The sequence below is a fragment of the Saccharopolyspora kobensis genome (genome assembly GCF_900108315.1).
Taxonomy (GTDB): domain Bacteria; phylum Actinomycetota; class Actinomycetes; order Mycobacteriales; family Pseudonocardiaceae; genus Saccharopolyspora; species Saccharopolyspora kobensis.
In genome coordinates, this window is the sequence record NZ_FNVB01000002.1 from 150101 (window position 1) to 165050 (window position 14950).

15 protein-coding genes are annotated in these 14950 nt (G+C 72.3%); 6 read left to right on the plus strand and 9 right to left on the minus strand.

All coding sequences use genetic code 11. The features are described from left to right. Positions 1 to 174: 174 nt before the first annotated feature. Positions 175 to 1608 (plus strand): MFS transporter, encoded by a 1434-nt coding sequence (locus tag C4T78_RS00670; RefSeq protein ID WP_093346291.1) that lies wholly within the window; start codon positions 175 to 177, stop codon positions 1606 to 1608. After that, on the plus strand, positions 1605 to 2807 hold the full coding sequence (locus C4T78_RS00675) for a cytochrome P450 (protein WP_093346288.1): 1203 nt from the start codon (positions 1605 to 1607) through the stop codon (positions 2805 to 2807). Before C4T78_RS00670 ends, C4T78_RS00675 begins: the two co-directional genes overlap by 4 nt. 103 nt (positions 2808 to 2910) lie before the next feature. Here the strand turns inward: C4T78_RS00675 and C4T78_RS00680 are convergent, their stop codons facing one another. Together C4T78_RS00680 and C4T78_RS00685 are read right to left on the minus strand one after the other, a co-directional pair. Beyond that, complete coding sequence (locus C4T78_RS00680; RefSeq protein ID WP_093346286.1) at positions 2911 to 3930, minus strand: SDR family NAD(P)-dependent oxidoreductase; 1020 nt, start codon at positions 3928 to 3930, stop codon at positions 2911 to 2913. Positions 3931 to 4028: 98 nt separating this feature from the next. Then, positions 4029 to 4577, minus strand: a complete 549-nt coding sequence (locus C4T78_RS00685; RefSeq protein ID WP_093346283.1) for a TetR/AcrR family transcriptional regulator — start codon at positions 4575 to 4577, stop codon at positions 4029 to 4031. Positions 4578 to 4911: 334 nt separating this feature from the next. Here C4T78_RS00685 and C4T78_RS00690 point away from each other — a divergent pair, with 334 nt between their 5' ends. Continuing rightward, entirely contained in the window at positions 4912 to 6096 is a 1185-nt protein-coding gene (locus tag C4T78_RS00690; protein WP_093346280.1) for a styrene monooxygenase/indole monooxygenase family protein, read from the plus strand. 104 nt (positions 6097 to 6200) lie between these two features. On the opposite strand, the gene C4T78_RS00695 is transcribed toward C4T78_RS00690, so the two are convergent. From C4T78_RS00695 to C4T78_RS00710, 4 genes are all read right to left on the minus strand, one after another. Further along, on the minus strand, positions 6201 to 6551 hold the full coding sequence (locus C4T78_RS00695; protein WP_093346278.1) for a hypothetical protein: 351 nt from the start codon (positions 6549 to 6551) through the stop codon (positions 6201 to 6203). A 61-nt stretch (positions 6552 to 6612) separates the two neighbouring features. Further along, positions 6613 to 7833, minus strand: a complete 1221-nt coding sequence (locus C4T78_RS00700) for a cytochrome P450 (RefSeq protein ID WP_093346275.1) — start codon at positions 7831 to 7833, stop codon at positions 6613 to 6615. Positions 7834 to 7850: 17 nt separating this feature from the next. Further along, positions 7851 to 9206 (minus strand): NAD(P)/FAD-dependent oxidoreductase, encoded by a 1356-nt coding sequence (locus C4T78_RS00705; protein ID WP_093346273.1) that lies wholly within the window; start codon positions 9204 to 9206, stop codon positions 7851 to 7853. Further along, complete coding sequence (locus C4T78_RS00710) at positions 9206 to 9418, minus strand: ferredoxin (RefSeq protein ID WP_093346271.1); 213 nt, start codon at positions 9416 to 9418, stop codon at positions 9206 to 9208. The genes C4T78_RS00705 and C4T78_RS00710 overlap by 1 nt, the downstream gene beginning before the upstream one ends. Before the next feature lie 151 nt (positions 9419 to 9569). Between C4T78_RS00710 and C4T78_RS00715 the strand changes: the two genes are divergently transcribed. The 3 genes from C4T78_RS00715 (at position 9570) to C4T78_RS00725 (ending at position 12298) form a co-directional block, all read left to right on the plus strand. Then, positions 9570 to 11051 (plus strand): bifunctional phosphatase PAP2/diacylglycerol kinase family protein, encoded by a 1482-nt coding sequence (locus C4T78_RS00715; RefSeq protein WP_093348369.1) that lies wholly within the window; start codon positions 9570 to 9572, stop codon positions 11049 to 11051. A gap of 60 nt (positions 11052 to 11111) precedes the next feature. Next, on the plus strand, positions 11112 to 11387 hold the full coding sequence (locus C4T78_RS00720) for a hypothetical protein (protein WP_093346268.1): 276 nt from the start codon (positions 11112 to 11114) through the stop codon (positions 11385 to 11387). 203 nt (positions 11388 to 11590) lie between these two features. After that, positions 11591 to 12298 (plus strand): class I SAM-dependent methyltransferase, encoded by a 708-nt coding sequence (locus C4T78_RS00725; protein ID WP_093346265.1) that lies wholly within the window; start codon positions 11591 to 11593, stop codon positions 12296 to 12298. Here C4T78_RS00725 and C4T78_RS00730 read toward each other — a convergent pair. The 3 genes from C4T78_RS00730 to C4T78_RS00740 form a co-directional block, all read right to left on the minus strand. Continuing rightward, positions 12291 to 13097, minus strand: a complete 807-nt coding sequence (locus C4T78_RS00730) for a GNAT family N-acetyltransferase (RefSeq protein ID WP_235863002.1) — start codon at positions 13095 to 13097, stop codon at positions 12291 to 12293. The genes C4T78_RS00725 and C4T78_RS00730 overlap by 8 nt on opposite strands. Before the next feature lie 78 nt (positions 13098 to 13175). Continuing rightward, positions 13176 to 13697 (minus strand): type 1 periplasmic-binding domain-containing protein, encoded by a 522-nt coding sequence (locus C4T78_RS00735; RefSeq protein ID WP_235863001.1) that lies wholly within the window; start codon positions 13695 to 13697, stop codon positions 13176 to 13178. A gap of 569 nt (positions 13698 to 14266) precedes the next feature. Continuing rightward, entirely contained in the window at positions 14267 to 14950 is a 684-nt protein-coding gene (locus tag C4T78_RS00740) for a haloacid dehalogenase type II (RefSeq protein WP_093346263.1), read from the minus strand.

Genomic DNA, 14950 nt, shown 5'->3' on the forward strand with positions numbered 1-14950 from the left:
TCCAGTGTGACCTGCAGTTCGCCCGCCTCCGGCGGGCACCCCGGGCGGGCGCGGTGGCCGCTGCTATCGTCAATCAAGCAGCTGACTTAAAAAGGGGTGGGCGGCGAGCGCGCCGATCGGCCCTCGTGGAAACCGCCGGACCCGGTCGCGCAGACGATGGGAGCCCTCCCACCCATGACCCGTGCCTCCACGCCCGTCGCGGCCCCGCCCCCGCAGGCGCGGTCGAGCACCGTCGTCCCGGCGCTGGCGCTGAGCGGAATCGTCGTCGCGCTCACCCAGACGCTGATCATCCCGCTGGTCCCCCAGCTCCCCGAGCTGCTGCACGCGAGCGCGGCGGACGCGGCTTGGGCGATCACCGCGACGCTGCTGGCCGCGGCCGTCGCCACGCCCACCGTCGGCCGCCTCGGCGACATGTACGGCAAGCGGCGGATGCTGCTGTTCAGCCTCGGGATGCTGGTGCTCGGCTCGCTCGTCTGCGCGCTGTCGAACGGGCTCGGCCCGGTGGTGGCCGGACGGGTGCTGCAGGGCCTGTCCGCCGGCGTGATCCCGCTGGGCATCAGCATCATGCGCGACGAGCTGCCGCCGGAGCAGCTCGGTGGCGCGACCGCGCTGATGAGCGGATCCCTCGGCGTCGGCGGGGCGCTCGGGCTGCCCGCGGCCGCGCTCATCGCCGAGAACCTCGACTGGCACGCGCTGTTCTGGGTGGCCGCGGCTCTCGGCGCCGTCGGAGCCGTGCTCGTGACCGCGCTGGTGCCCGAATCGCGCGTGCGCACCGGTGGGAGGTTCGACCTGCCCGGTGCGGTGGGGCTGTCGATCGCGCTGCTGTGCCTGCTGCTGGTGATCTCCAAGGGCGCCGACTGGGGCTGGAGCAGCGGCTGGACCCTCGGGCTGCTCGGCACCGGGCTGGTGGTGCTGGCGGTGTGGGGCTGGTGGGAGCTGCGCGCGCCGCAACCGCTGGTCGACCTGCGCACCACCGCGCGCCGCCAAGTGCTGCTCACCAACACCGCCTCCGTGGTGTTCGGGTTCGCGATGTTCGCGACGTCGCTGGTCATCCCGCAGCTGCTGCAGCTTCCAGAGGCCACCGGGTACGGGCTCGGGCAGTCGATACTGGCCGCCGGGCTGGTGATGGCGCCGAACGGGCTGATCATGATGGCGATGGCGCCGGTGTCGGCCCGGATCTCGCGGCGCAGGGGCCCGAAGGTCACGCTGATGACCGGCGCGTTCGTCGTCGCCGCCGGCTACGGCCTGTGCCTGGTGATGATGTCGAGCATCTGGCAGCTCGTGATCGCCTCCAGCGTCATCGGCGCCGGTATCGGGCTCGCCTACGGCGCGCTGCCCGCGCTCGTCATGGCCGCGGTGCCCGTGTCCGAGACGGCGGCGGCCAACAGCCTCAACACGCTGATGCGCTCCATCGGCACCTCGCTGTCCAGCTCGGTCGCCGGCGTCGTGCTCGCGCACCTGACGATCGACCTGGGCGGCGTGGCGGTCCCGTCCCTCGCCGGGTTCCGCCTGGTGCTGGTCATCGGCGCGGTCACCGCCCTGTTCGCCCTGGTGATCGCCGCTTTCCTGCCCGCCCACCGGCAGTCGTCCGAAGAGGAGCCCGCATGAACCAGTCCACCTCCGCTGAGCGAAACGGCCGCCTCCGCACCGGGTTCGGCCCGGCGCCCGACGTGGCGGCGCTGCGCGAACGGCCCGGGATCGTCCAGGTGCCGACGCCGTTCGGGCCGTCGGCGTGGCTGCTGACCCGGCACGCCGACGTGCGGCGGATGCTCGGCGACGCGGACGCCTTCCGCAACGGCTGGGGGCCCGACGACCTCGACGGGCTGGTGCTGGATCCGCGCCAGCTCTCCGGCGACCGCAGCGGGAACCTGCTCTCCCTGGACCCGCCGGACCACACCAGGCTGCGCCGGATGCTCACCCCGGAGTTCACCGTGCGGCGCATGCGCCGCCTCGAACCGCGCATCGTCGAGATCGTCGACGAGCACCTGGCCGCGATGGCGCGCGGCGGCGCACCGGCCGACCTGGTCGCCGAGTTCGCGCTGCCGATCCCGTCGCTGGTCATCTGCGAGCTGCTCGGCGTGCCCACCGGCGACCAGGCAGAGTTCCAGGAGCGCACCAGCCGCCAGCTCGACACCACGCTGCCCGAGGCCGAGAAGGCCGAGCTCGCCGCGCAGTCGCTGGCCTACATGGACGAACTCGTCGCGCGCGCCCGCCGCGATCCCGGCGAGGACCTCATCGGCATGCTGATCCGCGACCACGACGACCGGCTCAGCAACGCCGAGCTGGTCGGCATCGGCAACCTGCTGCTGGTGGCGGGCCACGAGACGACCTCGAACATGCTCGGCCTGGGCACGCTGGCGCTGCTGCGCCACCCGGAGCAGCTGGCGCTGGTCCGCGACGACCCGGAGAGCGCGGCCAGGGCCGTGGAGGAGCTGCTGCGCTGGCTCAGCGTGGTCAACGCCGGCTCGCCGCGGATGGCGACCCGCGACGTCGAGTTCGAGGGCAGCACCATCCGCCGCGGCGACCTGGTGGTGTTCAACCTCCCGGCGGCCAACCGGGACCCGGAGCTGACCGACGACCCGGACCGCCTGGACATCACCCGCCCGGCCGTCCCGCACCTCGGCTTCGGCCACGGCATCCACCACTGCCTCGGAGCACCGCTGGCCCGCATGGAGATGCGCATCGCCTTCCCCGCCCTGCTGCGCAAGTTCCCGGACCTGCGCCTGGCCGTGCCGGACGAGGACGTCGCCTTCGCCACCCACCAGGCCATCTACGGCCTCAAGGAACTCCCCGTCGCCTGGTCGTGACCACGTGCTGTGGCACCAGGTCCCGTGAGTGTTTTGCGGGGCCATAGCACCGCAAAACACTCACGGCACACCACCAGCGGAAACGGGTCGCGGCGGGCGATCCTCACTGGACGGACCAGGCTCCGTCGGACGGCAGGACCGCACCGGAGACGTTCACGCCGTCGTCGCTGAGCAGGAAGGTGATGGAGGCCGCGAGGTGCTCGGCGGTGGCGATCGGCGGGATCAGCGCGAGGAAGTCGCGGATGCGGCCACCGCCGAACTCCGAGGTGCTGCCCGCGCTGGTGATCCCGGTGGCCACGCCGCCGGGCGCCACCGCGTTGACCCGGATTCCCTGCGGCCCGTACATGAACGCGGTGCTGCGCGTGATCCCGACGACGGCGTGCTTGGAAGCGGTGTAGGCGACGCCCGCCGCGGATCCGCGCAGCGCCGCCTCGGACGCGACGTTGACGATCGAGCCGCGGCTGGCCGCCAGCATCACCGGGACGACCGCGCGGGTCAGCCGGAACAGGCCGTCGACGTTGATCGCGAAGACGCGCTGCCAGACCTCGTCGGACACCTCGTGGATCGGCGAGAAGTCGTCGCTGATGCCCGCCACGTTGGCCAGCCCGTCGATGCGCGGCCCGGCTGCGTCGAGGATCCGCTGCAGGTGGCCGGCGTCGGTCAGGTCGGCGACGACGGTGACCACGTCGGAGCCGGGCAGCTGCGCGGCGAGCTCCGCCAGCCGCTGCGCGGAGATGTCCACCGCCACCACCCGGCCGCCCTCCCGCGCGATCCGGGAGGCGGTGGCCCGGCCGATCCCGGAAGCGGCGCCGGTGACGATCACGGTCCGCCCGTCGAAGCGCCCCGGCGTGATCCGCTCCCGCCACCCGGCGGCCTCCTCGAACGCCTCGGGCGCCGTGCCGCCGTTGGCGTTCCGGACCAGGTCGTCGACGACTTCCTGCGGCAGCGAGCCGCGGCTCAGGTCGGCCAGTTGCTGCAGCGGCAGCTGCCGCACCGGTGTCAGGACCTGCTCGTCGAAACCGGCCTGCGCCAGCAGCTCCCGCAGCAGCGGCGCGCCTTCGGGATGCGCGAGCCACTCCCCGACCGGGCTGTTCGCGGTCAGCGGCTCGGTTTCGGCTGCCATGTCATCTCCTCGACTGCGGGGGCGATTTCGCGCGAGGTCAGCGGTCTCCCCGAGGGGCGGGTGGCGATCCCGCGCGAAATCGCCAGCCCGACCGAGCATCAGCCTGCTGAGCCCGCGTGGCCGAGGGCGTCGAAGCAGGTGTCGACGATGCGCGGCCGCCACGAGGTCTTCTCGCCGCGGTAGTTGGCGGCCAGGCTCAGCACCGCCAACGCGCTCAGCGCGCCCGTGACCCGGATCAGCCGCTCCTCGTCGGACGGGTCGATCGCGAACAGCTCGGACAGCAGCGCGTCGTGCTCAGCGCTGTGCGCCTCCGGTGTGGTGACCGGGCGGAACAGCAGCGCCACCAGGCCCGGGCGGTCCAGCGCGGTGTCGGTCAGCAGCTCCAGCACGCGCCGGTCCCGAGCCGGGCCCAGCGGTAGCGCCGCGACCCGGTCGAGCACCTGCCTGCTCCGCACCGCGGAGAACTCCAGCGCAGCCGCGTGCAGCGCTTCCTTGCTCGGGTAGTGGTGCAGCAGGCCCGCTTTCGACAGCCCGACAGCGTCCGCCAGCGCTTTCAACGACGTCTGCTCGAAGCCGTGCTGGGCGAACAGCGCAGCCGCGCGGTCGAGGATCTCCTCGTCCACGTGCTGCCGCAACGCTCGTGCCATGCCCCGACCCTACCCGACCGATCCGGTCGGTCAACCGAACGGTGCGGTCGGCACAGCCGGGCTAGTCACTATTTCAACCATTTCTCGCGCGGCCGACTCCCCGAACAGGAGGAATTCATCGGATTCGTTTCATGGTAATTTTACCGGTCTCCGCAGAAGCGAATCGGCTTACGATTGCGCCGCTTTCTTGCCACCATCTCCCGGAAGTCGTCCCGGCATCCCGATATCCGTCCGTGATCGGCCCGGAACGCGGGAGGAGCAATGCCGAATTCGCCGAGAGCGACCGGGACGCATCGACCACCGCCTGAGCGCGGTCACCCGATGAGGAGGCACCATGACCAGGAGCGTTGCGATCGTCGGCGGTGGAGTCGCCGGTCTGCTGACCGGACATCTGCTGCAACGCGACGGGCATCGGGTGACGTTGCTGTCCGGGCAGCGACCGGACGATCTCCGCAACGGCCCGATCATCTCCACGCAGTGCGTGTTCGGCCCCCGATTGCGCCCCGAACGCGGCGCCGGACTGGCGTTCTGGGACGACACCGCGCCGGTGATCGCGAACGGTCGATTATCCATCTGGCTGGAAGAGCAGTGCGTGCTGGACTGGTCTGACGCCCTGCTCGACTCCCCGGCTCAGTCGGTGGACCACCGCATGAAGCTGGCCACCTGGATGGAGGCGCTCGGCGCCGCCGACGGCGCGACCGTGCACCACCGGACCGTCGACCGGAGCGCGCTCGATGCCCTCGCCGCCGAACACGACTTGGTGCTGGTGACCACCGGCCGCGGCGGCGGGCTCTTCCGGCGAAACGACGAGCTGTCGCAGCACACCGAGCCGCAGCGCCAGATCGCCGCGGTCTACCTGCGGGTTCCGGATGGCGCCGACGACATCGACACGGTCCGCTGGTCCATCGTGCCCGGCGCGGGTGAGCTGCTCGTCGTGCCCGCGCTGACGTTCACCGGCCCCTGCCACGCCGTGGTCGTCGAAGCGCTGCCGGGCGGGCCGTGGGACGTCTGGCGCGACCGCCCGCAGGCCGGCGAGCTGTGGAAGCGGATCCGCGAGCTGTTGCGCGACGTCCCGCGCGAGCACGAGGCGCTCGCGGGCACGACGCTGACCGACGACCGCGCCGCGCTGTCCGGCGCGATCACTCCCGTCGTGCGCCACCCCGTCGCCGTGCTGCCGTCCGGACGCGCGGTGCTCGGCCTGGGCGATGCGGTCGTGACCAACGATCCGCTGACCGCATCAGGGGCGAACTCCGCGGTGACCGCCGCCGCCATGCACGCAGCGGCCATCACCGAGCACACCGGAGCTTTCGACGCGGAGTGGATGCAGCGAACGCACGACGCGTGGTGGACCGCACCGGGCGGCGGCCGCGACTCCACGGCGATCGCCAACACGCTGCTCAATCCCCCACCGCAACTGCTGGAACGCCTCATGAACTCGGCGAACGACCACGCGACCCTGCGGAAGTTCACCGGCATCATCGAAACCGCCGAAGACCCCGACTGGCTCCTCAGCACCTGAACCTACTGCGCCGCGGCCCTGCGTCGCCCGCACCCGGCCTCGCCATCACCACCGAGCGCCGAGCCGCGGAAAACCGTCACGTTCCACCCCGAGCGGTGCGTCCCTCAGTCGCCTTGGGACCAGGCGGCTACCGGGAGCGAGAGGTAGACGCCGAAATCGCTCACGCCGGTCGCCTTCTCGATCGCCTCGTGCAGGTGATCCACGCGCTCCTGGCGGTTGACGGCGCGGCTCTCGAACCACTTCGAGCGGACCTCGACCACGAAGGCCAGGCCGCTGCGGTCGTAGGGGCCGAGCTGCCGGAAGCGCAGTTCCACATCGCCGGGCTCGAGGTCGTGGTCGTAGGGCTCTTCGGGGCACTCGACCGCGAGCGAAACCAGGTGCGGCAGCGCATCACCGAGCCGGTGAAGGGTTTCTTCCGGCACATCGGGCGCGTGGACGACCTCGATCAACGGCACGAACCCAGCCTACCGGAAGCGCCGGGCCGGGCGTCGCCGGCGATGTCCTCTGTGGACACCGCTACGCGACGAGCCGCCCGGTGATCTCCAGGTGGCGGGGGCCGCGGAGCACCGGGCTAGGCCGGTACGGCGGCGGGTCCTCCGGCAGCTGCGGGTCGGCCAGCCTGCCGACGAGTTCGGTCAGCGCGACCTGGGTTTCCAGTCGGGCCAGCGGTGCGCCGAAGCAGGCGTGGATGCCGAAGCCGAAGCCGAGGTGCTGGTTGTCCTCGCGGGCCGGGTCGAAGATGTCCGCATCGGTGAAGCGCCGCGGGTCGCGGTTGCCCGAGGCCAGCAGCAGCCACACCGGCGCGCCCTTCGGGATCACGGTGCCCGCGACGTCCAGATCGGTCAGCGTGGTCCGCTGCGGGAGGAACTGCACCGGCGGTTCGTAGCGCAGCAGCTCCTCCACCAGCCGGGGCGCCGTCGACGGGTTCTCGCGCAGGCGCCGCAGCTGGTCCGGGTGGCGCAGCAGCGTGAGCATGCCGTTGGCGATCAGGTTGACGGTGGTCTCGTGCCCGGCGATCAGCAGCAGGACCGCGTTGGTGACCATCTCCACCAACGACATCCGCCCCTCCGGGCCCTCATCGGTGACCCACGCGGAGAGCATGTCCTCGCCGGGGTGGCGGCGGTGCTCCTCGATCAGCTCGGCCAGGTACTGCCCGAGCTGGAAGCGGCTGTGCTGCGCGGCGCGCCGCTCCTCCACCGGCTGGGCCGGGTTCAGCCCGGCGACCACGCCGTCGACCATCACGCGGAAGCGCGGTTCGTCCTCCGCAGGCACGCCCAGGAGCCGGCAGATCACCGCCACCGGCAGCGGGTAGGCGAAGTCGTCGACGACGTCGAACCGCTCCCGACCCGCGAGCCCGTCGAGCAGGTCGGTGACGATCGCGGTGAGCTCGCCGTGCATGTCGTGGATGCGGCGCGGGCTGTGCGGCGGGCCGAACGGCCGCATCGCCAGGCGGCGCAGGCGGTCGTGCTCGGGCGGGTCCAGGCGGATGAAGCTGGGCGGCAGCGTCGCCTCGTCCTCCTCGCCCAGCAGCGGGTTGGCGCCGGGCGCCAGGTTGCGCGCGTCGGAGCTGATCCGCGAGTCCTGGAGCAGGTCGTGGATCTCCCAGTAGGTGGTGACCAGGTGCACGCCGCTCTCGTCGCGGATCACCGGGCTCCGGCGGAGCTCGGCGTAGACCGGGTAGGGATCGGGGCGCGCGGCCTGGTCGGCGATCCGCTGCACCGGGCTGGTCGAGGACATCCGAGGTCTCCCGTCGCTCAGGCTCGGGCCGGGGTGAACACGACCCGCTTCTCGCTGGGCGAGTGGCCGGTCAGGGTGACGGTCGGCCCGTGGCTGGGCAGCGCCGGATCCGGGAACCGGGCCGGGACCGGGCGCTCGCCGCGCCTGCCGGGCAGTTCGGGCGGGAACGGCGCGGCCTGCTCGATCAGCCGCCGGTAGCCGCCCATCCACTTCCCGTGGTCGAAGCCGACCGCGGCGATCACCCGGCCCTGGTAGCCGTAGGCGGCGGCGAAGCTGTGGTCGGCGAGCGAGCCCTGGGTCACCACGATCTCCTCGCCCATCGTCGGCGCACCGACGGACTTGATGTTCACGCCGAACTGCGCCGACCAGAACGACGGCGTCCACAGGTGCGGCCGCCGCCGGGAATCGGCGCTGATCATGTTGTGCGCGGCGATCTCGGCCTGCGCCACGGCGTTGCCCCAGTGCTCCAGCGAGAGGAACTGGTAGCCGAACAGCGGGTGCGGCGTCCGGGCCACGTCGCCCGCGGCGAACACGTCGTCGGTGACGATGCCGTGGACGTCGAAGGCCCGGCACCCGGCATCGCAGGCGACGCCGCGCGGTCCTGCCGCCAGGCCCGATCCCTCCAGCCACCTGGTGTTGCGCACCGCACCGAGCGCCACCACGGCGATGTCGGCGTCCAGCGCGGAACCGTCGGAGAGGTGGGCGCGCCTGAGCCGCCCACCGGCATCGCCCTCCAGCGAGGTCACCATGACACCGCAGCGCAGGTCGACGCCGTGCTCCCGCTGCAGCTGCGCCGCGACGTCGCCGACGACGCCGCCGAGCGCGCCCACCAGCGGAGCTGCGCCGCGCTCGGCGACGGTGACGGCGAATCCCCGCTCCCGGCACGCCGAGGCGATCTCCGAACCGGTGAACCCGGCGCCGATGATCAGCACCCGGCTCGGGCGCCGCGCCAGCAGGCGGCCGAGACGCGCGGTGTCGTCGCGGGTGCGCAGCACGCACACCCCGTCCAGGGCGGCTTCGGACTCGTTGGGCCACGGCCGCGAGCGCACGCCGGTGGCGATCAGCAGCCGGTCGTACTCGATCTCGGAACCGTCGGCCAGCTGCACCCGCCTGCGGTCGCGGTCCAGCCCGGCGGCGGCGATGCCGAGCCGCCACTCCGCGTCGATCTCGCGCGTGCGGGGCAGCGCGGTGTGCTCCGGCAGCACCTGCCCCAGCAGGACCTGCTTGGACAGCGGTGGCCGGTCGTAGGGCTCGTGCGGCTCGTCCCCGACCAGCGTGAGCGAGCCGGCGAAACCCGCATCGCGCAGGTGCTCGGCGGCGCGCAGCCCCGCGAGCGACGCGCCGACGATCACGATGCGACCGTCCCGCATCATCACCGCTCGTCCCTCGGAACCTCGACGCGGTCCACGAGGATCGCCTGGACCGGGCAGGCGGCCGCGGCCCGCAGCACGTCGTCGCGCCGCGCCTCGTCGACGTTCGGCTGGTAGAGCAGTGCCTCGTCACCGTGCAACCGGAACACGTCCGGTGCCAGGAAGGCGCACTGCGCGTAGGCCTGGCACCGGTTGAGATCGACGTTGATCCGCAACTGACCTCGCCCCCTCGAAGTCGGGCTGGCCCCATGCTGACCGACGCCCGGCATGACCACCAACGCACCGCGGCGGGCGGGTTCACGATCGCCGCAGCGGCGGTGAACCTCGACCGGGTTGGAGCGTCGGCGCCGGTCATAGCATGTGGGCATGCTCAAGGCTCTCGGCACGGCTCGCAGGCACGTCTCCTCCGCTGATCGGCATCTCGTGCACCGGTGCGCCGGGCTGCCCAAGAGCGTCGTCGACCCCGGGCTGCGCCAGCTCAGCCGGATGGCGAACCACAGCAAGTTGTGGTTCGCGCTGGCCGGTGCGCTCGCCGTGCGCAAAGGGCCGACGCGCCGGGCGGCGTTGCGCGGAGTGGCGGCCATCTCGGCCACCAGCGCCGTGACGAACCTGCTGGCCAAGCAGTTGCTGCCGAGGCGCCGACCGGCCAGCGACCTGCTGCCGATGCACCGGCGGCTGGTGCATCGGCCGGTTTCCTCGTCGTTCCCGTCCGGGCACGCCGCCTCCGCAGCGGCGTTCGCCACCGCGGCCTGCATGGAGTCGCCGCTGCTCGGTGCGGCCGTGGTGCCGATCGCGGCAGCGGTCGCCTACTCGCGCGTGCACGTCGGCGTGCACTGGCCCACCGACGTGGCGTTCGGGGCCGCGATCGGCTGCACCATCGGGCTGGCCACCCGCAGGTGGTGGCCGGTGCGCCCGGCCGCACCCGGGCTGGCGCGGCCGAGCGAGCACGTCGCCGCGCTGACCGACGGCAACGGCCTCGCGCTGCTGGTCAACACCTCGTCCGGCGACCGGGACCCGTCCGCCGTGCTCACCGACCTGTGGCCGGCGGCGAAGGTCCTGCACCCGGATCCCGGCGCCGACATCGTCGAACAGCTGCACCGCGAACTCGACGAGGCCGGTGACTCCGTTCGCGCGCTGGCCGTGGCGGGCGGCGACGGCACCGTGGCCGCCGCCGCCTCCGCAGCCGCCGTCCGGGGGCTGCCGCTGGCCGTGATCCCCGCGGGCACGCTGAACCACTTCGCCCGCGACCTGGGCGTGACCAGCGCGCAGGACGCGGACCGCGCCCTGGCCGCCGGATCCGCCGTGCAGGTCGACCTGGGCGCGGTCGGCGTCGACGACCGGCCCGTCCAGTGGTTCGTCAACACCGCCAGCCTCGGCGGCTATCCCGACATGGTCCGGCTGCGGGAGAAGTGGGAGCCGCTCTGGGGCAAGTGGCCCGCCGCGGCCGCCGCGCTGCTGCGCATCCTCGCCGAGGCCGAACCGATCGAGGTCCGCATCGACGGCGCCCACCGCAAGATCTGGCTGCTGTTCGCGGGCGCCAACGGCTACCAGCCGAAGGGTTTCGCCCCCACCTGGCGCCCGCGCCTGGACGACGGCGTCCTCGACATCCGCTACGTCCGGGCCGACCTCCCGCTGTCCCGCACCCGCTTCGCCTTCGCGGCGCTGACCGGCGCGCTGTTCAACAGCCGCACCTACGTCCAGCTGGAGCGGGAGTCGGTGCGCGTCGAAGTGCTCGGCGAGCCGGTGGCGCTGGCCTGCGACGGCGAGGTCATCCCGCCGGGACGCACCTTCAGCTTCGCCTCCCGGGACGAGGCGCTGCGCGTCTACCGCCCGGAGAACGCGGGCTGAGCGCGTCACGGACCGACCGCCGGAACGTCGCACGGGTAGATGCGCTCGAGGAGGGATGCCGTGACCGCCGATGACGTCCTGCGCAGCCTGCGCGCCGAACTCCGCAGCACGATCCCCGCTCTCATCGTCAGACCGGACAGCATCGAGGTCCAAGCGCTCCTCGTCGACCTCACCAGGGCCACCGACCGCGCGGCAGCCCTGCTCACCGACTCAGCGCCCGAGGCACTGGCCGCACTCCGCAGAGCGCTCGACCACGCGGCGGCCGAACGACCGGAAGAATGCGCGTCCGAACTGGTCGCGGCCCACTACCACGTCAGCGAACTGCTCCCCGACTGACGTCGGCCGCACCCCGCCCGATTTCGCGGCGACCGCCTGCGTTCCGGTGGCGCAATCCCCCGAGCAGCCGGGCGCTTCGGGGTACTCCTGATGCGTGATGGCGTGGTGGCCTCGGAGCTGGTGCACTTCGGTGTCGGGGCCCGGAGGGCTCCGACGCGGACAACGTCGTCCGGGTCCGTTCGGGCGAGCAGGAGGACGACGCTATGGGTTCAGCGGGAACGTCGTGGGGACGGCCGGAACTCGACACGAACGCCACGTTCCGCGCGCACCGGGAACAGCTGGCGCAGCAGGACACCAGCGGGGTGTTCCGCTACATCTTCGAGCGGAACCTCTGGGGCAGCGCGGAATCGGTGTCCGGGGCGGGTTCGGAGAGCGCCGCCACCGCGCACATCCGCACCGAGATCCCCGCGCTGCTGCGCAGGTGGGGCGTGCGGTCGGTCGCGGACGTGCCGTGCGGTGACTTCGGCTGGTTGTCGACGACCGATCTGGGCGTGGCGAGCTACTTCGGCGCCGACATCGTGCCCGAGCTCGTCGAGCACAACCGCCTGCGCTACGCCGCCGACGACCGGCGCTTCGAGGTGCTCGACCTCACCCGGGACCGGCTCCCCGCCGCGGACCTGGTCCTGTGCCGGGACTGCCTGGTGCACCTCGACTTCGAGCGGATCCGGGCGGCGCTGCGCAACATCCGCGACAGCGGCGTGCGGTACCTGCTGACCACCACGTTCCCGGAACTGGCGGTCAACGTGGACATCCAGACCGGCGACTGGCGCCCGCTGAACCTCCAGCTCGCCCCGTTCGCCTTCCCCGAACCGCTGGAGGTGATCACCGAGGGCTGCCGGGAGGGCGACGGCCACTACGCGGACAAGGCCCTCGCCCTGTGGCGCGTCGCCGATCTGCCGCGGCTCAGTTGACGGAGTGCTCGACGAACTCGCCGCAGGCCTGGAAGCCGAGGCGGCGGTACACCGGCTCTCCGTCGGCCGATGCCTGCAGGACCGCGGTGCGGTGGTCGCGGGCGCGAGCGGCGTGCAGCACCGCCAGCGTCATGGCTCCGCCGTAGCCGCGGCGGCGGTGGGTGGTCAGCGTGCAGATGTTGTAGATGCCCGCGACTCCCGCGTGCAGGAACACCTCGGCCGAGCTGACCGGCTGCCCGTCCGCGTAGCCGACCAGGTAGCGGGACGGGCAGTCGGCGGCGAGCGCGCGGTCGGCGGTCCGCGCGAAGAAGTCGCGGACGGTTTCGGCCGGCGGGTCCCAGTTCGCCGCGAGCACCTGGGCGTAGTCGGCCAGCTCTTCGGGCGTGGTCGCCGTGCGGATCTCCAGCCCGGCGACCGCGGGCTCGGGCAGACCGTCGTCGAGCTCGGCCCACATCGCCGTTTCGCGCTCCGATTCGGGCAGGCCCGCCGCTGACAAGCGGGCGCCCAGATCCGCCGGTGCCGAGGCCGGGCCTACCCACCAGGAGAAGCGGCGGCCGGTCGCGGCGAGCACCCGGGCGGTCTCGTCGATGCGGACGGCGGCGGTGTCCGGGGTGAAGCGGGCCGTCGCGACGATGTTGAACGTGTCGTCGTCCAGGCCGCTGTCGGCCACCAGCAGGTCGTCGGTCCGCGTGACCGTCGCGCCCGGCAGGGCGCGGTGCAGGTGGCAGGCGTGCTCGGCCAGGTTCCGCTCCATGCGGTCGAGCAGGTCGGTTCCATCGGCGGGGCGCGGTGAACTCACCTGACGGATTCCACCACAGCCCGCCCGGTGGCGCACCCGAATTTCCACCGTCCACTGTGGTGCGACGACCGCACCGACTCAGCTCCGCCCGGTCGCGATCGTGCGGACCCAGCGACCGCGCACCTCCCAGGTGTCGCCGTCGGCCGTTGCGCCGCGCAGACCGCCGAGATCGGCTGCGAGCGCGGGCAACCTGGAATCCCGCAGGGACGCGAAGGCGACCGTGCGGGACGGTTCCCACGCCGTGCTGTGCCGCAGCCTCCGGGCCAGTTGCGCGAAGCCGAGCGGCGCGGCCGCCACCACCCACGCGTCCGGGGCACCGGCTGTCATCCGGTTCGCCGCGCGCAGCCAGGACGCAGCCACCTCCGGCCAGTCCACTGTGGTCAGAACGGTTCCGCCGCGAGCTCGCCAAGCGGCGGAGAACGCCGCCGTCGCCGTCCGGGAGGCGTCGTCGCGGCTGTGACCGACGGTGACGGCGATCGACCGCGACGGCAGCAGGTCGATGACCGCCGCGAGCTCAGCGGTGGTGTGCGGAGCAGGCTCGGCGAACTCGCCGAGCCACCCCAGTTCCGCGGTGTCGATCAGCGGTGACTTCGTGCGCACGCTCCCACACTGGCAGGCCGCGGCCGCGAGAACTGGCGGGATCCAGACCTTGCGCTGATCACTCGGGTCTCCGACCGGACAGGAGGAACCTGGCGGTCGCCGCACTACCCGTGGATCGGCGGTGATACCGGATGAGTTCGCGAGGTGACGTCCGGTCGGGGACGGGTCAGGCCGGGGTTCAAAGCGGCGCGTCGGGTGGTGCAGCGATTTCAATTGAAATCGGCCTTGTCACGCGTTCGAAGAACCTCCGGTGACTCCCACGTCCCCGGACAGCGGATCCAGCACCCTGTCGCGGAGTGGTGACCTCTGCGATTTCACTTGAAATCGACTTTCCGCGATACGGGTGCCCCCACCGAGAAGAGTGTCGATTTCAATTGAAATCGCCACACGCATCAGGCGACCACCCACCGCCTTGAACCCAAGGGCGCCCCCACCCCACCCGCGCTTTCCACGCAAAACCCACCCCGTTACCACCGCACGACGACAGGGCCACCTTGAATTCCCCATCCACACGCACCCCTCCCACGATCCTGACATAGGGGCTCGGCGCCTGTTCTGTCCACGCAGGACTACCCGGCCGTCAGCTCGTCCACCAGTTCGGGCAACCCGTTGAACTGCCAGTCGAAGACGTCGGTGCTCGTCGGCGGATCACCCACCGGCCGGTGGACGTGGGCCGTGCGCATCCCCATCGCCTGAGCGCCGCGGAGATCCCATGCGTGCGCGGCCACCATGAGGACGCGCTCCGGCGGGCAACCGGCGCTGTCGATGGCGAGCCGGTAGACCTCCGGCGCCGGCTTGTAGGCCGAGGCCGCTTCGGCGGACAGGGCTTGGTGCCAGCGCAATCCGGCGTGCGCGTTGAGCCGCAGCAGAGCGGTGCGACTGGCGTTGGAGAGACCGAGCACCGGGAAGTGCCGGGCGAGCCGTTCGAGACCGGCGGCGGAGTCGCCCCAGGCGGGCAGGCGTTGCCCCGCCGCCGCGAGCCGCTCGATCGCCGCCGGATCGGCGACCCCGGCGCGCTCGGCGACTCGTCGCGCTGCTTCCCCGTCGATGACCTCGGAGTCGGCGTACGCGCGGTCACCTCGTGCGATGCGCTGCTGTTCGCGCTCGACGTACCGCTGCCAGAGCGCGATCAGCTGGTCGACGTCGCCGCCGGGGGCCGCTTCGCGGATCGCCGTTCGGAGACCGCTGGTTTCGTCGACCATCGTCCCCAGCACGTCGAACACGACGACCTCGACATCCCCGACCTCGGCCAT

Excerpts from the sequence above, each read along its gene's own strand:
- C4T78_RS00670 (WP_093346291.1), top strand. The coding sequence starts at position 175 with ATGACCCGTGCCTCCACGCCCGTCGCGGCCCCGCCCCCGCAGGCGCGG.
- C4T78_RS00675 (WP_093346288.1), top strand. The coding sequence starts at position 1,605 with ATGAACCAGTCCACCTCCGCTGAGCGAAACGGCCGCCTCCGCACCGGG.
- C4T78_RS00680 (WP_093346286.1), bottom strand. The coding sequence starts at position 3,930 with ATGGCAGCCGAAACCGAGCCGCTGACCGCGAACAGCCCGGTCGGGGAG.
- C4T78_RS00685 (WP_093346283.1), bottom strand. The coding sequence starts at position 4,577 with ATGGCACGAGCGTTGCGGCAGCACGTGGACGAGGAGATCCTCGACCGC.
- C4T78_RS00690 (WP_093346280.1), top strand. The coding sequence starts at position 4,912 with ATGACCAGGAGCGTTGCGATCGTCGGCGGTGGAGTCGCCGGTCTGCTG.
- C4T78_RS00700 (WP_093346275.1), bottom strand. The coding sequence starts at position 7,833 with ATGTCCTCGACCAGCCCGGTGCAGCGGATCGCCGACCAGGCCGCGCGC.
- C4T78_RS00705 (WP_093346273.1), bottom strand. The coding sequence starts at position 9,206 with ATGATGCGGGACGGTCGCATCGTGATCGTCGGCGCGTCGCTCGCGGGG.
- C4T78_RS00715 (WP_093348369.1), top strand. The coding sequence starts at position 9,570 with ATGCTCAAGGCTCTCGGCACGGCTCGCAGGCACGTCTCCTCCGCTGAT.
- C4T78_RS00725 (WP_093346265.1), top strand. The coding sequence starts at position 11,591 with ATGGGTTCAGCGGGAACGTCGTGGGGACGGCCGGAACTCGACACGAAC.
- C4T78_RS00740 (WP_093346263.1), bottom strand. The coding sequence starts at position 14,950 with ATGGCCGAGGTCGGGGATGTCGAGGTCGTCGTGTTCGACGTGCTGGGG.